This window comes from Lacrimispora struthionigena, from assembly GCF_048627165.1.
GTDB lineage: Bacteria > Bacillota > Clostridia > Lachnospirales > Lachnospiraceae > Lacrimispora.
Map to the genome: position 1 here is coordinate 2,092,787 of NZ_JBMBWP010000002.1, position 18,353 is coordinate 2,111,139.

Below are 18,353 nucleotides of genomic sequence, written 5' to 3' on the forward strand. Positions count from 1 at the left end.
CATTTAACATAGCATAAATACCGGATATAATCAAGTTATTCAGTTTCTTCACTATAAAAGGAAATAATACGATCCATTCTGGCAGATAAATTGGCAAGCAATAGATCAACCGTTGTAAGTGCCGCCATTGCCTCTACCACCACGACCGCGCGGGGTACGATGATCGGATCATGGCGCCCCTTAATTTCAATCTCAGTTTCTTCTCCCTGTCTGGTAACGGTCTTCTGGGGCTGGGCTATGGAGGGCGTCGGTTTAAAAGCAGCGCGGAAAACCACTCTGGATCCATCGCTGATTCCGCCAAGTATGCCTCCGGCATGATTGGTCACTTTCTTTGCTCTGCCATCTGCAGCCATACAGAAACCATCATTATTTTCAGATCCCAGCGCGCGGGAAGCTAAAAATCCATCTCCGATCTCAAATCCTTTCACTGCCCCAATGGACATCACTGCTTTTGCAAGAGATGCGTCGTATTTCTCAAAGACAGGATCACCGATTCCGGCCGGCACACCGTCAATGATGCATTCCACCACGCCTCCTACAGAATCTTTTCTACCCATCATCTCTTCTAAATACTGTTCTGCCAAAAGAGAGGTCTCTTTATCAGGCATATAAAGCCGGTTCTGGTCCCGCTCTTTTAAATCAAAGCGTTCTTCTTTCACTTCATAAGGTCCCACCGATCTGGTATAAGCCGTCACAGTGATACCCAGGCTTCTTAAAAAACAGGCAGCTATGGCGCCTGCCGCAACTCTGCCGATGGTTTCCCTTCCGGAGGAGCGTCCACCTCCCCGGTAATCCCTGAAACCATATTTTTCATCAAAGGTATAATCTGCATGGCCCGGACGGTAAACTTCCATAATATTACCATAATCCTTAGAACGCTGATCCGTATTCCAGACAATCATGGAAATGGGAGTTCCGGTTGTCTTACCTTCAAATACACCGGATAAAATCTCCACCTGATCCCCTTCGTTTCGCATTGTGGTAAATTTGCTCTGCCCCGGCTTTCTGCGGTCAAGGAAACACTGAATATCCTTTTCTTCCAGAGAAAGGCCGGCTGGACAGCCGTCTACCACCACACCGATTCCTTTTCCGTGGGATTCTCCCCATGTTGTGATTTTAAATATTGTGCCAAGTGTGGATCCCGCCATAGTTGTCTCTCCTTTATTTGCTGACTTTTACGATTACACAGCTGTTCGGTTCATTCACTTTTAATTCTTTCCCGTTCATAATTAAAAGACCTTTTTCGTAATCCACCGTAAAGAACGTAATGCTTCCGGTCTCGTGGTTAATGGAAGCGATGTGCTTGTCATCTGGAAATACACAGATATCTTTTGGATAGCTTCCACTGATGGGCAGGCAGCACAAATAGGTTAACAGACCTGTCTGGGGATCACGGTCATACACCGTAACCGTATTATCCCCTGCATTTCCACAAAACATGTGTGTTTCGTCGTTTGAAAAACGCAGGGCACTTGCTGCGGTTAACTGGGTCAGCGGTTTGGGACCGGTGGTCTTTATGGTCTGAATCTTTTCAATCTTCGGCTGGTGGTCTCCTGTTTCATAGGTAAATACATCAATAATGTTCTTAAGCTCATGAACCAGATAAAAGAACTTTCCGTCTTTGCTGAACCGGAAGCATCTGGGCGCTGACTCCAATTCACTTCTGATTGCATCCACCAAAAGCATCTCTTCGTCCTTTTCATCAAAATGGTAGATCTTTACCTGATCAATTCCCAGATCTGCAACCATAATAAATTTTCCATCCGGAGTCCGTCTGGAACAGCTTACATGGGGGCGGAAATTTCTTTCTGCCACGCTGCCCAGTCCCTTATGGAACACACTGGTTACAATCTCACCAACGGAACCATCGTCATTTAAACGGAGCACGGTGCACTTTCCGTCATGATAGCCGGATACAAAAATATATCTGTCATCTTTGTCCGTAGATAAATGACAGCCTCTCATACCCTTAATATTTGCAGAATTTAATCTTGTTATGGAACCGTTCTCATGTATGCGGAACGATACCACGCCTTCATCAGCTATGGAATAAAGTGTCCTGCCATTGTTGGAAGCTATTACATAAGAAGAATTGTCTACTTCCACCTCACATCTTGGGATAAAACGGCCCTTTTCCACATCCACATCATACACCGTGATGCCCTTGGCCTGTCCATTGTAGGAATAGGAACCTACATACGCCATATATTTACCTGTCATAACACTTTTCCTCCTCGAATCATCCTTGTATAAACTAGAAATATCATATCATAAGTTTCCCTGTTTGTTAAGGAAAAACTTCCTTAAAAACTATTGACATACATGGAAAAACAAGTATAATGTATCTTGCTGCGTGTTTATTATTACTAAACTTTATAGTTATATTTATCGTCAGTTAGTATAAGTAAACTTTCAGCTTAACATAATAAGAAGGAGGAGCAAATGGATATCGGTACAAAATTAAAGGAACTGCGCGTATTAAAAGGACTGACTCAGGAAGAACTGGCTGACCGCGCGGAACTGTCAAAGGGATTTATATCTCAGCTGGAAAGGGACTTAACCTCCCCCTCCATTGCAACTCTTATGGATATTTTACAGTGTCTGGGTACCTCCATCGGAGAGTTTTTTAATGAAAGCCGGGAAGAGCAGATCGTATTTGGCAAAACCGACTATTTTGAAAAACACGACGCAGATTTGAAGAATGAAATCAAGTGGATTATTCCAAACGCACAGAAAAATATGATGGAGCCCATCCTGCTGACACTGGAGTCAGAAGGTCAGACCTATCCGGACAATCCACACGAAGGGGAAGAATTCGGGTATGTACTGCAGGGAAGCATTTCCATTCATATAGGAAATAAAACATATAAAGCGAAAAAAGGGGAATCCTTTTACTTTATACCAGATAAAAAACATTACTTAAGCAGCAAGGCAGGTGCTTCCTTAATCTGGGTAAGTTCACCTCCAAGCTTTTAACAGGAGGATAAAGCTCATGGGTCAGTCACTCATTGATTTAAAAAATATATCAAAAAGCTTTGACGGAACTATGGTTCTTGATGATTTAAATCTCTCCGTAAAGGAGAACACATTTGTTACATTACTGGGCCCAAGCGGCTGCGGAAAGACCACCACGCTTCGTATTATCGGAGGTTTTGAGAGCCCCAGCAAAGGCGAGGTTATCTTTGACGGTCAGAACATCACCAATCTCCCGCCCAATAAAAGACAGCTGAATACGGTCTTTCAGAAGTATGCTCTTTTCACCCATATGTCCATTGCGGAAAACATTGCATTTGGTTTAAAAATCAAGAATAAATCCAAAATTTATATTCAGGATAAGATTAAATACGCCTTAAAGCTGGTAAACTTAGACGGTTTTGAAAACCGCAGCGTCAGTTCCTTAAGCGGCGGACAGCAGCAGCGAATCGCCATTGCAAGAGCTATCGTCAACGAACCAAGGGTTCTGCTACTTGATGAGCCTTTAGGCGCACTGGATTTAAAACTTCGTCAGGATATGCAGTATGAGCTGATCCGTTTAAAAAATGAGCTTGGCATTACCTTTATTTATGTAACCCATGATCAGGAAGAGGCTCTGACCATGTCAGATACCATTGTCGTTATGAATCAGGGCTATATTCAGCAGATGGGCTCTCCGGAAAACATTTACAATGAACCCGAGAACGCATTTGTGGCAGACTTTATCGGGGAAAGCAACATTGTACCGGGAATTATGTTAAGAGATGAGCTGGTTGAAATATTTGGTGCCAAATTTGCCTGTGTAGATAAGGGATTCGGTTCCAATGCTCCTGTGGATGTGGTCATCAGACCGGAAGACATCGACCTGGTTGCTCCGGAAAACGGCAGCCTTGAGGGAGTGGTAACACATTTAATCTTCAAAGGCGTTCATTATGAAATGGAAGTAACTTCACCGGACGGCTTTGAATGGCTGGTGCACAGTACGGACTTATTCCCAGTGGGACAAAAGGTAGGGATTCATGTGGATCCTTTTGATATCCAGATCATGAACAAGCCGGCTTCAGAGGATGAGGAGGCCGTGGGAGTCAATGAATAAGAAATTATTGTCCGGACCGTATCTGATGTGGATGATTGGTTTCATTCTCATTCCGCTTGCACTGATCGTATTTTACGGACTGACTGACAAGAGCGGAGCTTTCACACTTTCCAATGTTCTTTCTATTTCTACAGAGGAACATGCAAAGGCACTGTGGCTCTCTCTGGGATTATCCCTTTTAAGTACTGTTTTGTGCCTGATATTAGCCTATCCTCTTGCGATGATTCTCCGTACCAGAGGGATGGGCCAGGGAAGCTTTATCGTATTTATATTTATCCTTCCCATGTGGATGAATTTTCTCCTCCGCACTCTTGCATGGCAGACGCTTTTGGAGAAAAATGGTGTAATTAACGGAATCCTATCCACACTCCACCTGCCAAATCAGGGACTTATCAACACTCCGGGAGCAATTATTCTTGGTATGGTATATAACTTCCTTCCATTCATGGTTCTTCCGATTTATAATGTGCTGATGAAAATCGATGACAATGTAGTAAACGCAGCACGAGACTTAGGCGCTAATTCCCTTCAGGTGCTCATTCGGATTCTTCTTCCTTTAAGCATACCTGGAATCGTAAGCGGCATCACCATGGTTTTTGTTCCTGCACTTACCACCTTTGTTATCTCCAATATATTAGGCGGAAGCAAGATTCTTTTAATCGGAAATGTAATTGAACAGGAATTTACAAAAGGGAGCAACTGGAACTTAGGCTCCGGCCTTTCTCTGGTCCTTATGATATTTATTTTAATCAGCATGGCGCTTATTGCCAAGTATGATAAAAATGGGGAGGGAACGGTACTGTGATAAATCGAAAAACAGCTTTTATCAAACGTTTTTTCCAGGATTTTTACCTGGTTCTTATTGTGGTGTTTTTATATGCACCCATTGCAACTATGACAGTGCTTTCTTTTAATAATTCAAAATCACGTACCCAGTGGGGCGGTTTTACTACCAGATGGTACACAGAATTGTTCTCCAGCAATACGATTATGGATGCACTTTATACTACGCTGCTGATTGCATTTGTATCATCTCTGATTGCAGTTATTATCGGCACTGCAGCCGCCATTGCAATTAACAGCATGAAGCCGTTTCCCCGCTCTCTTCTCATGGGCATTACTAACATTCCCATGCTGAACGCGGATATTGTAACCGGAATTTCCCTGATGCTGGCGTTCATCGCCTTTGGGATTTCTCTGGGATTTAAGACCATACTGATCGCACATATTACCTTTAACATTCCGTACGTCATATTAAGTGTCATGCCGAAGTTAAAGCAGACAGATAAAAGTACCTACGAGGCAGCCATGGACTTGGGAGCCACCTCGGTTTCCGCATTTTTCAAGGTAGTATTCCCGGATATTCTTCCTGGTGTACTTTCCGGATTTCTGCTGGCATTTACCATGTCACTTGATGATTTTATTATCACTCACTTTACAAAGGGTGCCGGTATTAATACATTATCGACTTTAATATACAGTGAAGTACGCAGGGGAATTAAACCTTCCATGTATGCACTTTCCACGATTATCTTTTTAACGGTGCTGGTTCTTCTCTTAATCACAAACTTTGCACCAAAGCGAAAAAAATAACAGGAGATCATAAATATGAAAAAAAGAATTCAAATGGTTATGGCAATCAGCGCCCTTGCCCTGCTTTCCACTTCCCTGTTAAGCGGCTGTGGGAAATCCCAGGCCAAGGCAGGAAGCAATGGTGAGGTTTATGTCTACAACTGGGGCGAATATATTGACGAATCCGTCATTGCAGAATTTGAAAAAGAAACGGGTATTAAGGTGGTATACGATTTATTCGAAACCAATGAAGAGATGTACCCGGTCATTGAAGCTGGTGGTGTCAAATACGATGCAGTCTGCCCCTCTGACTATATGATTCAGAAGATGGCACAGAACAACCTTCTTGCAGAAATCAACTTTGACAACATCCCAAACTACAAGGAAATTGATCCCAAGTATTTAGAGATGTCAAAGAGCTTTGACCCGGAAAATAAATACTCTGTCCCCTACTCCTGGGGAACCGTAGGAATTCTTTACAATACCAAAATGGTAGCGAAAGAAGATATTCCTACCAAATGGTCTGATCTGTGGGATGAGAAATTCAAAGACAACATCCTGATGCAGGACAGCGTCCGTGATGCATTTATGGTGGCTTTAAAATCACTGGGATATTCCATGAACACCACCAACGAGCAGGAAATCAAAGAAGCAAAAGAGCTTTTAATCAAACAGAAGCCCCTGGTACAGGCTTATGTAATCGATCAGGTTCGTGATAAAATGATCGGCGGAGAAGCCGCTGTAGGCGTTATCTATTCCGGTGAAATGCTTTATATTCAGAACGAAGTGAAGGAACTTGGTCTTGATTATTCTCTGGAATATGTAATTCCGGAAGAGGGAACCAATCTCTGGCTTGATTCCTGGGTAATTCCTGCCAATGCTCCCAACAAGGAGAATGCCGAAAAATGGATTAACTTCTTATGCCGCCCGGACATTGCAAAGAAAAACTTTGAATACATCACATATCCAACACCAAATAAAGGTGCTTTTGATCTTCTTGATCCGGAACTGAAAAACAACAAGGCTTTATTCCCAGATGACAGCTTGTTAAAGAACAGTGAAGTTTACAAATACCTGGGAGACCAGTCAGACAGCCTTTATAACGAAGCCTGGAAAGAAGTAAAATCCAATTAATCAACACCAGACGGAGGGGGAAAATATGGTAGGGAATCTGGAACTTTTGTTGCGGCAGGTGGTAGACATGGCAATTCTTCTCTTTGAATTCATGGGAGTAATTGTCATCATTGTATCGGGTATCAAAGGTATTATCAACTATGTCAAGCATAATCCTGCCATACGCCTGCATCTTGCCGAAGGTATGGCACTGGGACTGGAGTTTAAGCTAGGAAGCGAGATTTTAAGAACTGTAGTGGTTCGGGAGCTTTCTGAGGTTGCCCTGGTTGCTGCCATTATTGTTCTTCGGGCTGCACTCACCTTTTTAATCCATTGGGAAATTAAGGTGGAGAAAGAGGGAGATAAACAATAATAAGCTATATAAAATGGATAAGATAAAAGTTATAAGTACTTATAATCGCCAAACTAATAATATTTAATAGTTTGGCGATTTTTTTGCAGAATGATTTCATTCATTGTCTCTTTATTTTTTATTGTGAACACTTATGAGGAATTTATGGTAATCATAAATACTGCAGCGTTAATCGTTGCAATACTTACATACGTGAAACACAGTGACAAAGGTACAAAAAAATAATCACCCAGCCGTCCAAAGCAATTGGTGATTATTTTTAAATAATTAAACAAGAATTTGGAAGCCACTCTGTGGAGTTGGCTACCATTTGTACCTTCAGAATAACACGATTATATAAAATTGTCTATGAATTCAACCCCACACATTAAATAATTCCCCTTCTAACTCGTAAATATCCCTAATTGGAATCTGTAGCCCCTCTGTCAGGACAAGGACCTGTTCATAGGCATCGATTTTTTTTACAGAACCGCTTACCGTGAGATAGCAGCCACCGGATTTTCTGCTATCTGCCTGGAAGTAAGTCACAAGCAGCTCCGGCTGTTCAATAAGCACTTCCTGTATCATTCTAAGTTTGTCATCCAAACGTAACTTCTCCTCTTCATCCAGTTCCACACGCTCCTCCGTTAATCTTGCTGTCTCCTTGATTGCAGCATCATACCCGGTTAAGGCCCCAAAAGGAGAAAACTGGGCGGCGCGGTCGGTCACAGACATCTGTGGGTGTTTTGTAGATACCGGATGCGAAAGATGAATAATATCATCATATGGACTGCTATTGTCCTGCTTCATTTACCCGTCCTTTCTTAAAATCAGGCTTTATGTCCTCCAATCTGATTGTTTCGCTCCTGGGTCATGGCGCCATCCTCCAGGTCAGTCCCTTTTAAAATTGCATTTTTCCCATATTTCTTCTTGATTGAAAGCATAGCCAATTGTATTTGTTTCTCTCTTTGAAGTTTCGCATCTTCTTTCTGTCGCTGTTTTCTCAGGGCCTCGTAATCCGTAAATAAATCCAGCTGTTCAAAGTCCTGAGAATCATATGCGGATGCATTGTCTTCAACTATGTGGCTGGCCGCAATGGTAACGCGCCTGACTAAGAGGCCTGGGTCCACAATCTTAGAGTATAATTTCATCATAGCATCCATAATCAGCATGGTCGAGGATGTTCGTTTGCCAATATTTGCAGTTCCATGCGCATGTTTTGGGATTTTACGCCCATAGTGGTCTGTGACAACCTCCCCCTTGTAGTACTTGCGGATTACCGGGTTTGTCAGGTTCTCAATATCATAACCTATTGTAAGGACAACCTGATCCGTTACAAGCCCCTTATCCACCAGGTCAAGTACGAGTAAGTCGGTCATTTCCTGCACTATTAGCTTTGCCTTTTCAAAACTGTATGGACACTGTAGTACTTGGCCAGAACTAATGCTGTTTGAAGATGGTTTATAAGATTTGACATCAATCATGGTACAGGGTTCCCAGCCCCAGGCATGATCAATTAAAAGTTCCGCATTAATACCAAACAGCTTATATAGAAGATCCTCACTATAGTATTCATTTGGTTTTCCGATAGAGCATCTGGCGATGTCCCCCATTGTATATAGCCCGACGTCCTCCAGTTTTTTTGCATACCCCCTGCCTACACGCCAGAAATCCGTAATGGGGCGGTGCTCCCAGAGTAGTTGGCGGTATGACATTTCATCAAGCATCGCAATACGTACACCGTTCTCATCCGACTTAGCCCGTTTTGCCATGATATCCATGGCAATCTTACACAAGTACATGTTACTTCCGATCCCTGCAGTAGCGGTAATCCCGGTGGCGGTTAAGACATCCTGTATCATTTTCTGTGCCAGCTCCCTGGCATTAAGCCGGTAGGTACCTAGATACTGCGTGACATCCATTATAACTTCATCAATCGAATATACATGGATGTCTTCAGGCGCAATGTACTTTAAGTATATATTGTATATACGAGTACTGTATTCCATATAAAGAGCCATCCTTGGTGGCGCGGTAATATAAGAAATTTCCTTATCCGGAAAAGCATTCAGTTCTGTTACATCATAAGACGCTCCGTTTAAAATACGGCCTGGGGTATGCAGACTGCGCATGGCATTTGCTTCCCGGACTTTCTGGACCACTTCAAACAGCCTTGGTCGCCCGGGTATTCCATACGCTTTAAGGGCCGGTGAGACTGCAAGGCATATGGTCTTTTCCGTACGACTTGCATCAGCCACTACCAGATTGGTCATTAACGGATTCAACCCTCGCTCTATGCATTCAACTGAGGCATAGAAGGATTTTAAGTCGATCGCAACATAATATCGCTCCTGCAGCATTATCTCCACCTCCAATAACCGAACATACTTTCGTATAGTTATTATAACACGCGGCAGGAATGCCGAAAAGGGAAGAATGAAAATATTATTTGGAAATGTTTTTCAGATTTTAAGAGCGCGCAGAGATAGATCTCCTATTCTTAACTGTAGTGTATATTTTTCCTCCTATAACTGCCATAGCAAAACATTTCGAATGAATACTTAGCATCACTAATAAGTCGTTAATAATTGTTTGTGTATAATGAATTGGAATTGCGGCGTTACTAAGAATACGTAATAAAGTAATTGTCATAAATAAAATATTTAAAACAAAGCTCCAAATTATATAATGCTTTTCATATGCTTTAATTATTGCTACTGCTGCAATACACGTTAAAACAGGTAAAATAATATTTAGAAAATAATTTGAGTTAAAGTACAAATTGTAACATGTCATATAAAACAGTATTATAAAAATAGCCCAACAGAACTTTGATGAAGTATTTAACATTAAAATTATATCAGAAAATGAAGTTCTACTTCTTACTTTGTTATACTGTTGGTCACCCTTCTGTTTAATAACCATAACACTCTTCACCCCCCCTTTAATTTGTTACAGTTGTTACAGTGTACCTTATTTCTGCCAAGGAAACAACCCAAGTGCCAATTTTATACACTTTGAGTGCCAAAATCAGCACTTTAACTTAATATTCAGTACCTCAATACCCTATATTATCTGGTAGCGTGCATCCAGAAATACCAGCAAAACAAAAAAGCGGAGCCTCTGTGAAACGAATCAGAGCTTCCGCTTTTATTAATAATTTGTTATAAGTACTTCAACCGTAACAGCATCCCGTTCTTTAAACTGATAATTACAGTTTGAATATGTTTTATCAATATAATGAATCTGATACTTCCGGCTCCATTCAATCAAAAGTTCATTGGAAAGTCCCTTATGATAAAATACATTTGACAAAGCAAACCGGATTCCAGTCTCATTCAGTCTGTCAAGCAGCTCAAGCAGTTCCCGCTCTTCCTTTTCCTTCCAGTCTTTAAATCCCCGGTTACCATCGTTATAATTCCCGGTTGAAATCAGATAGGGTGGATCGCAGTAAACCAGATCCTCCGGCCCAAGTTTAAAATAATCCAGTTCTGTAAAATCCTTATTGGTGAACTGGATATTTTTCTGTTGAAGCGCCTGGCAAAACCGGGTTAAATTTTTTTCAATATTGCTGTTAAAAGAACTCCGGTTTCTCCCAAAAGGAGAATTGAATTCATGGCTGTTATTAAACCGGATCTGATGATTGAACGCATAGCAGGTAAGAACAAAAAGCTTTGTTAAATCGCCCGTTTTGTTGTAATCTGCCCGAAGCGCATAATATCCGTCTTTGTTTTGCTGGGTCAGCTGGTAGGTGTTAATAATTTTCCGAATCCGTTCCAGCAGCCTGTTGATATCCGTAGCCTGAAACATCTGAAACATCTCAATCAAATAATGAATCTGATCATTGCAGATAATTGTCCCGGCCTCTACATTAATTCCTACATTAAATCCCCCGGCAAATACATCCACAAACGTCCGGATATCCCCTGGAAACGCCTGAAAAACAGAGTCCAGAATCTTAAACTTTCCTCCTGTATAGTTCAGAGGACTTTTTATGTACATGGCGGCACCTGCTTTTCTATGTAAATCAAAAGCTCCTTTAAACGTTCCGTTTCTTTCACCTTACGGCTCTTGTATCTGCGGTATGGGATCTCATATACATGATAGGTCTCTGGTTTTCCGTATTTTTTCATAACTGCTTCTATCTCTTCCATTGACATCAGCCCGTCTGTACTGTAGCTCAGTATGATATGGCGGTATCTGGCATTGGAAATCAACTCTTCAAAGGCAGGAACTGCCTTGTTTTTCATGCAGAACTCCGATTTCTGTCCTTCCGCTTCCGGTCTTTGTCCGGTGACTCCCCGAACGCTTGGATAATCATATCTGGCAGCGGTTTCTAAAACATGATAATTTGAAAAATACTGTCTGGAATTGTAAGGAGGATCGATATAGAGTATATCGCCTTCCAGTCTTTTTAACAAATCAGAACCATTTTCATTGTAACAGCGGTTTTCTTTTCCGTTATGAGTCACTGGCAGACGGTATAGTTCATAATGCTTATAACTTCTTCTCTCCCATGACTTATGAAACGCACCATAGGTACCAGATGTATTGGAAACAAAAGGGATTCCCTCAACAATACAGGCTACCAGATAAAAATACTCTTCTTCACTTAACAAACCGGCAGCTTTCCAGTCCTCTACCGTACAGCGTGCAAAGTCAATGCGAAGAGCATTGTCATCGTTCAAATACATCCGACCACCAACAGGCGCATATGTATTCTGGAAAAAACGTCGTTCCACCGGCAGTTCTTCCATCTCTTTTTTCTCTATCCCATTAAAATAATCCAGAGGATCTGCAATCCCTGTTTCTGCCTGCAAACGGCTAAGCTCCGGCATCTGGTCGTTCTCAACGGTTGCCCGCTGAAGAACATAAGAAAAATACAGCAGGTCATTGGAACAGACCTGATACCACTGTTTAAAATATCTGGCAACCGCAGCGGTTCCAGAAAATATATCACAAAAGCTTTTCGCTTCCGGCGCCTTTTCATCTATTACATACTTAATCTGGTCCAGCAGCAGTGTCTTGCTTCCAATAAATCTCATTCTTTTCTTGCTCCCATTTCATTTTACCTGCCTATCATTATAATGTAAAACTACAAAAAACACAAGAAAAGATACGCCTGTCAGCTGCTGCTTTCTAAAGACTTCTTTTTTTACTTACGCATCCGTTTAAATTGATACATTTTTTCATCTGCTATCTTTATAGCAGTCTCAGCTAGCAGATCCATTTCCTTTTTAATACAAACAATTCCGTAACTGAAAGACATGGAATAACCCACCGGATTTGCCGCCAGTTTTTGATTAACTATGGCTAACCGTTTCTCAGCCTCCTCTTCTGTTAATCCGCGATATAGAATTACAAATTCATCTCCGCCAAAGCGGCATATAAAATCCCCCTGATTGACTGACTCTTTCAATTCCCGTGAAACACATGTTAAATACTGATCTCCATTTAGGTGACCAAACTGATCATTAATTGTTTTTAATCCATCCAGATCAATCATACATAAGGCAAATATAGGCTCTGCTTTCATATACTCATCAATGGTACTGATACAGCATCTTCGGTTATTAAGCCCGGTCAGTTCATCTTTATATGCCATTACTTCCAGATGAGCCTCTGTTTCTTTCTGAAATGTCACATCAGTAATTAAATGAATGACTGCACTTGTATTTTCCCATTGCACCCGGTGGGATTCTACCTGAAAGAATTTTTCCTGTTTGCATTGATACTCGAATTTTTGTCTGCCTTCGATTTTACCTGGTGACTGAAGCCGGTCCATCAATCCGCATGCATCTCCGCAGATAAAACGTCCGGTATCCATATTATAAAACCGATTTTTCACAAGATCGTTGGTATAAAGAATTTTGCCTGTCTTCTCCTCTGTCACAACAACCCAATCTTTCAGACTGTTAATGATAGCCAGAAACAGGGAATTTAATCCCTTGCTTCTGGTTACCTGCTGGTTCATTTTCAGCATGTGCCTGGAAAGATAAGAAACAGTATCCTGAAGTTCCTTATAAACCGGAGCATCACTCTCCAGCTGTCCCGTTACAGGTTTATTTGTAATAATACTCTGAATCTGCCCAAGAAGAACATGAGCATCTTTTTCCGTCATTTACTACACCTTCAATCATGAGTTTGCACTTGTTTTCAGTTTAAACTGGCTAATCAGACTCATCATTACCTCCGCCTGACTGTTTAACTCCTCACTTGCAGCAGCACTTTCCTCTGAAGTCGCAGAATTTGTCTGAACAACCAAGGAAATCTGGTCCATTCCCCGGGAAATTTCCGTTACCGACAGGGACTGTCTTTCCGATGCCTCAGCAATTTTTCCAACCATACCGATAATTGTATTCGCATGCTCTGCCACCTCAGCAAATGCCTGACTGGTACTTGAGGCGTATGTTTCTCCCTGACGAATGGTTGCAATGGAATTTTCTATGAGAGCCGAAATATTCTTGGCCGCTTCCGCAGATCCCTGAGACAGCTTTCTGATCTCATCTGCGACGACTGCAAAACCTGCACCTGCACTTCCTGCTCTGGCCGCTTCAATTGCCGCATTTAAAGCAAGAAGATTTGTCTCAGCAGCAATTGCATTAATCGTCTCTATAATCTCTGTAATATGTTGTGAGACTTCCGATATGTTGCCAATGGCATTTTTAAGATGTTCCATTTCAACAAGGCTTTCTCTTACTGTCTGCTCCGCCTGGTTTCCTATGGTATCCACATTCTGGGCATACTGGGCGCTATCCTTTGCCTGCGCCTGCACCTGTGCGATTGCTGCAGACAGTTCCTCTACACTGCTGGCCTGCTCTGCTGCACCCTGTGCAAGGCTCTGAGAAGCGGCAGAAACCTGTTCTGCTCCCGTAGAAACCTGTTCATACCCCTGTTTTATTTCAGACAGGGTATGATTCATCTGATTTTGGAAATATTCGATTGATTTCTGTATGTTATAAAAATCTCCTTCAAACTCTATGGAGCATTCGCATGCAAAATTTCCACTGGCAAACTGGGACATGGCATAGTCAATTGCCTTTATGTAGTCTTTAATCGCCGAAACGGAATCATCCAGAGAATTTCCTAAATCCCCCACTTCATTTGTAAGGTGGTTTGTAAATGACACATCCAGTAAGCCTGCCTTCAGTTTTTTACATTCCTCCTGAAGCTTAAGTATGGGACTGACAATATGGCGGCTGACATAACGGAATGTTAAAATTAAAAGAATAAGTGTAATAATTAATACAGCAGCACACATTGCCACTCCCTTGGAAATGGTAATCTTCATATTTTTAAGCTGCTGGTCAATATTAGCCTGCTTTTGTACCTTTGCAGAATCAAGTAACTGAACTAATTGCTCAATTTTTACATTAACACTGTTTTTCTCCAGTTCAATTGCTGCACTTTTATTTGTTTTTTCCAGATCCAGCACCTGGTCGGCAAGCTCATGAATCTCTTTATGCAACGGCTCAGCCTTTGTATAAAATTCAGCCATATCCTGTGAATTCTTTACTTTGTCACTATATAAGTACTTTCCAAAATCACACTTGGTTTCATCCTTTTGGCCTGTAAATTCCGTTCCGTAGTTTAATGCATTGCTTAAATTGCTCCCCCATTTGTAGTGAGCAGTCTGGGCAGACAATAGCAATTCTTTTTCTTCATAACATTCCGAAATCAACCCATTCACCTTATTAATAGATTGAAAGCTTAATGTTACAGAAATTACCATAATAAGTACTGAAACAGTAATTGCAAGAAAATGCAGGATAAATGCCTTCTTCATCGAAGTTCTTTTCATAGTTTTGTACCGGATATATACCGGTTCCCCCTTTCATTATTACTTAATATTGTTATAATCGTGTTATTTTCGATTAAAATAACCATTATACCGTGAATTTTATTGTCAAAAAGGTGTACCTTTCTATATCGACACCCAAAATCTCCTTTCTGCTATATTTTTGTTGAAATATGTCGAAGTTTTTATTATAATATATTATGGTTAATTATACTAATTTAACAAGCATAAAGTATTGACGAAAAGGTACACCTTTTTAGCAATACTTTATGCTTGTCTCATTTTAAAATCTACTCTTTCTGCCATAATAGAAAAGACAGGAGGTCTAATAACATATGAATAATTTCTATGGTTACGTCAGAGTATCTACGCTTGATCAGAACGTTGAACGGCAGCTGGTAGAGTTGATTAAATGGGGGGTTTTAGAGAAAAATATTTACTGTGATAAATTGTCGGGAAAGGATTTTAACCGGCCCCAGTACCAGAAATTGAAGCGGAAATTGAAAGAGGGCGATGTACTGGTGGTCAAAAGTCTGGACCGTCTTGGAAGAAATTATGAAGACATTCAGAAAGAATGGAGAGATATTGTTAAAATTACAAAAGCAGACATCGTGATTATTGACATGCCAATTCTCGATACACGAACCAATAAGGATTTAATCGGAACGCTGATCTCTGATATTGTCTTACAGCTGCTTTCTTATGTAGCCCAGGCGGAAAGAGAAAATATCAGACAAAGGCAGGCAGAAGGAATTGCCATAGCAAAAGCACAGGGAAAGCATCTGGGGAGATATCCCTCCCCCCTTCCGGATGAATTCTTTCCTGTATATGAAAAATGGCTGAACCGGGAATACTCCTTACGGTCCGCCAGCAAAGAACTTGGTATCTCCATCAGTCAGTTCCGTACCATGATAAAAAAGCATGAAAAAGGAATGGATAACCTGACTTGAAAATATAAGCCTGTTTGTGTTACAATAAACAGATACAAAAAGAACATTGAAAGAAGGTGCTGTTACGAAAATACAGGAATCTGCTGAAAATTATCTGGAAGCAATTTTAATGCTGCATAAACGCAACGGATATGTACGCTCAATTGATATAGCCGGTGAGTTGGAATTTTCCAAACCCAGCGTCAGTGTGGCAATGAAGAATCTTCGCGAGAATGGTTTTATTGATATGGATGAAAATGGACATATAACGCTGTTGGAAAAAGGTCAGGAAATCGCAGAGCGGATGTACGAGCGCCACACCTTCCTTTCGGACTGGCTTATGGCTCTGGGCGTCGAGCGTAAGATTGCATTAGAGGATGCATGCCGGATTGAACATGTAATCAGTGCAGAAAGTTTTGCAGCAATTAAAGCCTTTGTAAACGGCAAACAAAAAGATTGACAGACAAGCAGCATTGAAAAGTCCGGCTTTTCAATGCTGCTTATTTATTTTGCACTCCATTTCAGAAGAAACGCTGAGTTAATGATTACTGCCAGAGACCCTGCATTATGTACCAGTGCACCTACCACCGGATTTAATATCCCGGTTACCGCCAGTATAATAGCCGCAAAGTTTAAGAACATGGAAAAGAACAGATTATAATGTATGGTACTCATCATCTTCTTTGACAGAGCCAGAAGATGGGGGATTTCTTTTATATCATCGCTGACCAGGGCAATGTCCGCGGCTTCCACTGCTATATCACTGCCGATCCCGCCCATGGCTATCCCCACAAAAGCACGTTTTAAAGCCGGGGCATCATTGATACCATCACCAATCATGCAAACCCGTTTCTTTTCCTCCTCATAGGTATTCACCCAATTGAGTTTATCTTCAGGCAGACACTCTGCATGAATCTCCATAATCCCAAGCTGGCCGGCAATATGTATGGCTGCGCTTTTATGATCCCCTGTAAGCAGCACAGGTTCTGAACCAATTTCTTTAATTCGTTCAATCACCGCACCAGCCTCCTTTCTGATGGTATCCGATAATGCAAGAAAACCAGCAGGAATATTGCCTTTTGAAAGATAGATAACCGTGCAACCCTGATTAAGATAAATTTCTGCCTCTCTTCTATGCCATTCTTCCATCAGAATTCCGTTTTCAGACAAAAGCTCCGGGGTGCCAGCCAGAATTTTCTTTCCCTTAACAACAGACTTAACCCCCCGTCCGGGAATCATCTCAAATACATCTGCGGGCATTACCTCCTTTTTCTTTTGCTCTTTCAATGAGCGGACTACGGCTTTCCCCAGCGGGTGTTCCGAGCGGGACTCTGCCGCTGCTGCCAGCTCAAATATTTCATCTTCCCCATACTCTTTTGTAAAACTGACTACAGACACCACCTGGGGGGTCCCATAGGTTAGAGTACCAGTCTTGTCAAAGGTCAGTTTCCTGACTGCTGACAAACGTTCCAGTGCGTCTCCCTCCCTGACCAGGAAGCCGTGCTTAGTTGCATTGCCAATTGCCGCCATAATGGCGGTTGGGGTAGCCAGAACAAGTGCGCAGGGACAAAATACAACCAGTATGGTAACAGCTCGCATTGCCTCTCCTGTAAAAAGCCAGGTCAGCACGGCAGTTGCCAGAGCAATCACCACAATCCACGTCGCCCATCGGTCTGCAATGCCCACTATTTTAGCCTTTCGTGCATCTGCAGACTGAACCAGACGTATCATTCTCTGTATGGAACTGTCTTCTCCTACCCTGGTTGCCTCCATATCAAAGGAACCAAACTGATTGACTGTGCCACTGGAAACTTCATCTCCCGGTCCTTTGTCCACCGGAAGTGATTCCCCCGTCATAACAGCCTGATTTACAGAGGTTCTTCCAGTTGTGATGACTCCGTCTGCAGGAACCGTCTCTCCTGGTAATACTCGAAGAAGATCTCCCTTTAATACCTCATCTGCCGGAATAATCGTCTCCAGCGCCCCTCTAAGCCTCCTGGCTGTGCGGGGAGTTAAATGCACCAGCTTTTCAATCCCGTCTCTTGCCCGTTTCACTGTAAAATCTTCAAAAAATGCCCCCAGCTGCATAATAAAAGCAATTTCTCCCGCAGCAAAGATCTCCCCCGTTATGACAGAAGCAATCAGTGCAATGGATACCAGAACATCTGCTTTTATATCAAATTCGGTGATTAAACCAATTACTGCTTCCATAATAATTGGAATGCCGCAAAGAAGAACTGCAATCCAGGCAGCATCAAAGGGGATTGGTGCCAAATCAAAAAAGCTGATAATAAGGGCAATCACAGAAACTGCCAGACTTACTTTTTCTTTCAAGGGTCCTCCCCACTCTAAAAACTTATTGATATGATTCATGATCTGTCTCCCCTTTATACCCATAGGGGTATATGTATTTTCATAACCAAATATACCCCCATAGGTATCAATTGTCAAGCAGAAACATGCATTTTCACTCCGATTGAAAAAAAACCATATTCTGATATACTGTACTATAGTTGCATA

At 41.8% G+C, this 18,353-nt stretch carries 17 protein-coding genes; 8 read left to right on the plus strand and 9 right to left on the minus strand.

Features of this window, described 5'->3' with window-relative positions:
• Positions 1 to 35 precede the first annotated feature (35 nt).
• Both aroC and ACOAOT_RS18745 read right to left on the minus strand, forming a co-directional pair.
• Entirely contained in the window at positions 36 to 1,148 is a 1,113-nt protein-coding gene (gene aroC, locus ACOAOT_RS18740) for a chorismate synthase (protein ID WP_420218360.1), read from the minus strand.
• Positions 1,149 to 1,161: 13 nt separating this feature from the next.
• Complete coding sequence (locus ACOAOT_RS18745) at positions 1,162 to 2,220, minus strand: lactonase family protein (RefSeq protein WP_277409319.1); 1,059 nt, start codon at positions 2,218 to 2,220, stop codon at positions 1,162 to 1,164.
• Positions 2,221 to 2,442: 222 nt separating this feature from the next.
• On the opposite strand from ACOAOT_RS18745, the gene ACOAOT_RS18750 reads away from it, so the two are divergent.
• From ACOAOT_RS18750 to ACOAOT_RS18775, 6 genes are read left to right on the plus strand one after another with little or no spacing between them, the layout of a single operon-like run.
• Positions 2,443 to 2,976: a helix-turn-helix domain-containing protein gene (locus ACOAOT_RS18750; protein ID WP_349671768.1), complete on the plus strand. Its 534-nt coding sequence runs from the start codon at positions 2,443 to 2,445 to the stop codon at positions 2,974 to 2,976.
• 16 nt (positions 2,977 to 2,992) lie between these two features.
• Positions 2,993 to 4,069 (plus strand): ABC transporter ATP-binding protein, encoded by a 1,077-nt coding sequence (locus ACOAOT_RS18755; RefSeq protein ID WP_420218361.1) that lies wholly within the window; start codon positions 2,993 to 2,995, stop codon positions 4,067 to 4,069.
• On the plus strand, positions 4,062 to 4,874 hold the full coding sequence (locus ACOAOT_RS18760; protein ID WP_420218362.1) for an ABC transporter permease: 813 nt from the start codon (positions 4,062 to 4,064) through the stop codon (positions 4,872 to 4,874). Before ACOAOT_RS18755 ends, ACOAOT_RS18760 begins: the two co-directional genes overlap by 8 nt.
• Positions 4,874 to 5,662: an ABC transporter permease gene (locus tag ACOAOT_RS18765; protein WP_420219453.1), complete on the plus strand. Its 789-nt coding sequence runs from the start codon at positions 4,874 to 4,876 to the stop codon at positions 5,660 to 5,662. Before ACOAOT_RS18760 ends, ACOAOT_RS18765 begins: the two co-directional genes overlap by 1 nt.
• A 15-nt stretch (positions 5,663 to 5,677) precedes the next feature.
• Positions 5,678 to 6,775, plus strand: a complete 1,098-nt coding sequence (locus ACOAOT_RS18770) for an ABC transporter substrate-binding protein (protein WP_420218363.1) — start codon at positions 5,678 to 5,680, stop codon at positions 6,773 to 6,775.
• Positions 6,776 to 6,800: 25 nt separating this feature from the next.
• Positions 6,801 to 7,127: a DUF1622 domain-containing protein gene (locus ACOAOT_RS18775; protein WP_277409322.1), complete on the plus strand. Its 327-nt coding sequence runs from the start codon at positions 6,801 to 6,803 to the stop codon at positions 7,125 to 7,127.
• Positions 7,128 to 7,481: 354 nt separating this feature from the next.
• Here the strand turns inward: ACOAOT_RS18775 and ACOAOT_RS18780 are convergent, their stop codons facing one another.
• The 6 genes from ACOAOT_RS18780 to ACOAOT_RS18805 all read right to left on the minus strand — a co-directional run bounded on the left by ACOAOT_RS18780 (position 7,482) and on the right by ACOAOT_RS18805 (position 14,892).
• The gene (locus tag ACOAOT_RS18780) at positions 7,482 to 7,916 is read right to left on the minus strand and encodes a YolD-like family protein (protein WP_420218364.1); all 435 of its coding nucleotides are present in this window, start codon (positions 7,914 to 7,916) and stop codon (positions 7,482 to 7,484) included.
• 20 nt (positions 7,917 to 7,936) lie between these two features.
• On the minus strand, positions 7,937 to 9,466 hold the full coding sequence (locus tag ACOAOT_RS18785; protein WP_420218365.1) for a Y-family DNA polymerase: 1,530 nt from the start codon (positions 9,464 to 9,466) through the stop codon (positions 7,937 to 7,939).
• A 793-nt stretch (positions 9,467 to 10,259) separates the two neighbouring features.
• The gene (locus ACOAOT_RS18790) at positions 10,260 to 11,108 is read right to left on the minus strand and encodes a Dam family site-specific DNA-(adenine-N6)-methyltransferase (protein ID WP_420218366.1); all 849 of its coding nucleotides are present in this window, start codon (positions 11,106 to 11,108) and stop codon (positions 10,260 to 10,262) included.
• Entirely contained in the window at positions 11,099 to 12,151 is a 1,053-nt protein-coding gene (locus tag ACOAOT_RS18795) for a DNA adenine methylase (protein ID WP_420218367.1), read from the minus strand. The genes ACOAOT_RS18790 and ACOAOT_RS18795 overlap by 10 nt, the downstream gene beginning before the upstream one ends.
• A gap of 110 nt (positions 12,152 to 12,261) precedes the next feature.
• Complete coding sequence (locus ACOAOT_RS18800; protein WP_420218368.1) at positions 12,262 to 13,227, minus strand: GGDEF domain-containing protein; 966 nt, start codon at positions 13,225 to 13,227, stop codon at positions 12,262 to 12,264.
• A gap of 15 nt (positions 13,228 to 13,242) precedes the next feature.
• Positions 13,243 to 14,892 (minus strand): methyl-accepting chemotaxis protein, encoded by a 1,650-nt coding sequence (locus ACOAOT_RS18805; RefSeq protein WP_420218369.1) that lies wholly within the window; start codon positions 14,890 to 14,892, stop codon positions 13,243 to 13,245.
• A 347-nt stretch (positions 14,893 to 15,239) separates the two neighbouring features.
• On the opposite strand from ACOAOT_RS18805, the gene ACOAOT_RS18810 reads away from it, so the two are divergent.
• Together ACOAOT_RS18810 and ACOAOT_RS18815 are read left to right on the plus strand one after the other, a co-directional pair.
• Entirely contained in the window at positions 15,240 to 15,854 is a 615-nt protein-coding gene (locus ACOAOT_RS18810; RefSeq protein ID WP_420218370.1) for a recombinase family protein, read from the plus strand.
• 46 nt (positions 15,855 to 15,900) lie between these two features.
• A complete protein-coding gene (locus tag ACOAOT_RS18815) occupies positions 15,901 to 16,293 on the plus strand; it encodes a metal-dependent transcriptional regulator (protein ID WP_170822783.1) in 393 nt (130 codons plus the stop codon).
• 44 nt (positions 16,294 to 16,337) lie between these two features.
• On the opposite strand, the gene ACOAOT_RS18820 is transcribed toward ACOAOT_RS18815, so the two are convergent.
• Positions 16,338 to 18,206, minus strand: coding sequence for a heavy metal translocating P-type ATPase (locus ACOAOT_RS18820; RefSeq protein WP_420218371.1), 1,869 nt, complete (start codon positions 18,204 to 18,206; stop codon positions 16,338 to 16,340).
• Between the last annotated feature and the right edge of the window lie 147 nt (positions 18,207 to 18,353).